This is a genomic window from Streptomyces sp. NPDC045998 (assembly GCF_056430285.1).
The window spans coordinates 366,014-369,943 of record NZ_JBWKLJ010000009.1; the positions used below are offsets into that span (position 1 = coordinate 366,014).

General features: G+C 70.9%; 4 protein-coding genes. All 4 read left to right on the forward strand.

All coding sequences use genetic code 11. The features are described 5' to 3' along the window. The first annotated feature begins 164 nt into the window (after window positions 1-164). A complete protein-coding gene (locus AC07FJ_RS26725) occupies window positions 165-455 on the forward strand; it encodes a hypothetical protein (protein ID WP_361419848.1) in 291 nt (96 codons plus the stop codon). Continuing rightward, window positions 452-1,702: an ATP-grasp domain-containing protein gene (locus AC07FJ_RS26730; protein ID WP_479051836.1), complete on the forward strand. Its 1,251-nt coding sequence runs from the start codon at window positions 452-454 to the stop codon at window positions 1,700-1,702. The genes AC07FJ_RS26725 and AC07FJ_RS26730 overlap by 4 nt, the downstream gene beginning before the upstream one ends. Further along, window positions 1,699-2,841 carry a glutamine-hydrolyzing carbamoyl-phosphate synthase small subunit gene (gene carA / locus AC07FJ_RS26735; protein WP_479051837.1) on the forward strand — a complete coding sequence of 381 codons (1,143 nt, stop codon included), beginning with the start codon at window positions 1,699-1,701 and terminating at the stop codon, window positions 2,839-2,841. The genes AC07FJ_RS26730 and carA overlap by 4 nt, the downstream gene beginning before the upstream one ends. Next, window positions 2,834-3,930 (forward strand): carbamoyl-phosphate synthase large subunit (gene carB / locus AC07FJ_RS26740; protein ID WP_479051838.1); only part of this gene is annotated, 1,097 nt, incomplete at its 3' end. The genes carA and carB, both read left to right, overlap by 8 nt.

A 3,930-nucleotide genomic window follows, 5' to 3' on the forward strand; every position in this document is an offset into this window, starting at 1 on the left:
TGTTGGCCACCTTGGCGAGGGGCCCCCCCCCCCCCCCAACCCCCCCCCCCCCCCCCCCCCGCCCGGCTGGCTGCCCGGCCGGCCGCCCCGGCCCGGGCCGCCGGGGACGGCGTCCCGCTCCTCGCCTCCTCACCCCTCTGAACGCCTCCTGGGATGGAATCACCATGAACACGATCACTTCCCCCGTCCTGGCGGAGGGCTCCCTGCCGGACCCCGTCGCCCAGCTGAACACCGTCCGCCGGCTCGTCGAGGAGCGGTACAGCGGCGACGAGCCGCTCGCCCGCGCCGCGCTCCACCTGATCGACTGCGCGACCGACATCGTGGGCCAGCTCCCCGACGGCGACCTCGACGCGGCGCGGGGCGCGCTCGGCTCGGCCCGCGCCGCGGTGGTCTCGGCGACCTTCGCGGTGGGCCGGATCCGTGACATGGCGGCCACCGGGACGGAGCGGGCATGAGCCGGCACATCATCGTCATCCACCGCTGGCGCGACCAGCACGCCCGGTACGACGACTACCTCGACCACCGCACCCACCGGGTCACCTACGTGACCACCCGACTCGCCCTCCCCTCCGTCCCCGTCGGCGCCGCGGCCGCCCGCGTGGTCCCGGCCACCGACGACATCGACGCCGTCTGGCACGCCGTGACCGACCTGCGCACCCACTTCGGCGCCCCCGAACGGGTCGTGGCCCTCAACGAAGGAGACCTCGACACCGCCGCGCTCGTACGCGAACGACTCGGCTGCGCCGGCCAGACCCCCGGCCCACTGGCCCGCTTCCGCGACAAGCTCACCATGAACCAGGTGGTCGCCGAGGCCGGCATACCGGCCCCCGCCTTCGCTGACGCCCCCGACGAAGCGGCCGTCCTCGCCTTCGCGGAGCGCCACGGCTGGCCCGTGGTGGTCAAGCCGCGCAAGGGCACCGCGAGCCGGGGCGTCGTACGCCTCGACTCCCCGGCCGACCTGCCGCTGCTGCGCACCTCGCCACCGGAACCGCGCGTGGTGCAGGAGTTCTGCGGCGACCAGATCTTCCACATCGACGGCCTGTGGACCGGCGAGGAACTCGGTCCCTGGCGAGCCTCCCGTTACGTCAACACCTGCGTGGACTTCACCCAGGGCGAGGCCCTCGGCTCCGTCGAGGTCGACGACCCCCACCTCCTCGGCCCGCTCTCCGCGTTCACGGCCCGGGTGGCGAGCGCGCTCGGCCCGGAACCGTGGGTCTTCCACCTGGAGGCCTTCGTCGGTACGTCCGCCGACGGCTCGCCTTCCATCCGGTTCCTGGAGGCCGGCTACCGGGTCGGCGGCGCCGAGATCCCGTTCATCTGGCGAGAGGTGCACGGCATCGACCTGATGCGCGCCGCCGCCGACATCCAGCTCGGCCGCCACCCGGAGCTTCCCGCACCGGCCCACTGGGCGACGGGCGGCTGGCTGCTCGTGCCCTCGCCCGTCCCGGCCCCGTGCCGCGTCACGGCGTGGGAGCTCCCCGAACCGCCGACCCCCGAAGAGGGCCCGTACGCGTCCGTGATCCCGGCGGTGGGGCAGGTCGTCCCGCGAGTGGGCGGGTACGAGCACGTGGGCGCTCGGTTCCGGTTCCGCGGTGGGTCGAGCGGGGACGTGGAGAAGGCCGTCCTCAGGACAGCGGCCCAGTTCCGCCTGGAGTGCACCCCGGAGCGAGGCGCACGCGTGCCCTGCGGGCTGGACCGATGACCGGCGGCACGGCGATGGCGGCGGGCTCTCGCGCCGTACTCGTCCTGGAGGACGGCCGCGCCTTCCGCGGCCGTGCCTACGGGGCCGTGGGGGAGACTTTCGGCGAGGCGGTCTTCTCCACCGGCATGACCGGTTACCAGGAGACCTTGACCGACCCGTCGTACCACCGCCAGGTCGTCGTCATGACCGCGCCGCACGTCGGCAACACCGGTGTCAACGACGAGGACCCGGAGTCGAAGAAGATCTGGGTCTCCGGCTACGTGGTGCGCGACCCCGCCCGGATTCCGTCGAGCTGGCGTGCCACGCGCACGCTGGACGAGGAGCTGGCCGCCCAGGGTGTGGTCGGCATCAGCGGCATCGACACCCGCGCGCTGACCCGCCATCTGCGTGAGCGCGGCGCGATGCGCGTCGGGATCTTCTCCGGTGACGCCATCGGCGGGGATGCGGAGATGCTGGCCAAGGTCCAGGCGCAGCCGCAGATGAAGGGCGCGAACCTGTCGGCGGAGGTCGCCACCAGCGAGCCGTATGTCGTCCCGGCGATCGGTGAGAAGAAGTTCACCGTGGCCGCGATCGACCTGGGCATCAAGGGGATGACTCCGCACCGGATGGCGGAGCGCGGCATCGAGGTGCATGTGCTGCCCGCGACCGCCACCGCCGAGGACGTGTACGCGGTCGCCCCCGACGGCGTGTTCTTCTCCAACGGCCCCGGCGACCCCGCCACCGCCGACCACCCCGTTGCCCTCATGCAGGCCGTCCTGGAGCGGAAGACGCCCCTGTTCGGCATCTGCTTCGGCAACCAGATCCTGGGCCGCGCGCTCGGTTTCGGCACGTACAAGCTGAAGTACGGCCACCGGGGGATCAACCAGCCGGTGCAGGACCGTACGACGGGCAAGGTCGAGGTCACCGCGCACAACCACGGCTTCGCCGTCGACGCGCCGCTCGACAAGGCGTCCGACACCCCCTACGGCCGTGCCGAGGTGTCCCACGTGTGTCTGAACGACAACGTGGTGGAGGGCCTGCAGCTGCTCGACCAGCCGGCCTTCAGTGTTCAGTACCACCCCGAGGCGGCCGCCGGCCCGCACGACGCCGCGTACCTCTTCGACCGCTTCGTATCCCTGATGGAGGCCGAGCGTGCCTAAGCGCACCGATATCCAGTCCGTCCTGGTCATCGGCTCCGGCCCGATCGTCATCGGCCAGGCCGCCGAGTTCGACTACTCCGGCACCCAGGCGTGCCGCGTCCTGAAGTCCGAGGGACTGCGGGTCATCCTGGTCAACTCCAACCCCGCGACGATCATGACCGACCCGGAGATCGCCGACGCCACCTACGTCGAGCCGATCACCCCCGAGTTCGTCGAAAAGATCATCGCCAAAGAGCAGCCCGATGCCCTGCTGCCGACGCTGGGTGGCCAGACGGCATTGAACACGGCGATCGCCCTGCACGAGGCGGGTGTACTGGCGCAGTACGGCGTGGAGTTGATCGGTGCGAAGGTGGAGGCGATCCACAAGGGCGAGGACCGCGACCTGTTCAAGGGGGTGGTGGAAGAGGTCCGTAGGAAGATCGGCCATGGTGAGTCCGCCCGCTCGGTGATCTGCCACTCCATGGACGACGTCCTCAAGGGCGTCGAGGTCCTCGGCGGCTACCCGGTGGTTGTGCGTCCCTCCTTCACCATGGGCGGCGCCGGTTCCGGGTTCGCGCACGACGAGGAGGAGCTGCGCCGCATCGCGGGTCAGGGGCTGACGCTGTCGCCGACCACCGAGGTGCTCCTGGAGGAGTCGATCCTGGGCTGGAAGGAGTACGAGCTGGAGCTGATGCGGGACAAGCACGACAACGTCGTGGTCGTCTGCTCGATCGAGAACTTCGACCCGATGGGCGTGCACACCGGTGACTCGATCACCGTCGCCCCGGCGATGACGTTGACCGACCGCGAGTACCAGATCCTGCGGGATGTCGGTATCGCGATCATCCGCGAGGTCGGTGTGGACACCGGCGGGTGCAACATCCAGTTCGCGGTCAACCCCGCCGATGGCCGGGTCATCGTCATCGAGATGAACCCGCGGGTGTCCCGGTCGAGTGCCCTGGCCTCCAAGGCCACGGGTTTCCCGATTGCCAAGATCGCGGCGAAGCTGGCGGTGGGCTACACGCTGGACGAGATCCCGAACGACATCACGGAGAAGACCCCGGCGTCCTTCGAGCCCACGCTCGACTACGTGGTGGTCAAGGCTCCGCG

Coding starts and splice junctions, on each gene's coding strand:
- AC07FJ_RS26725 (WP_361419848.1), top strand. CDS start 165: ATGAACACGATCACTTCCCCCGTCCTGGCGGAGGGCTCCCTGCCGGAC.
- AC07FJ_RS26730 (WP_479051836.1), top strand. CDS start 452: ATGAGCCGGCACATCATCGTCATCCACCGCTGGCGCGACCAGCACGCC.
- carA (WP_479051837.1), top strand. CDS start 1,699: ATGACCGGCGGCACGGCGATGGCGGCGGGCTCTCGCGCCGTACTCGTC.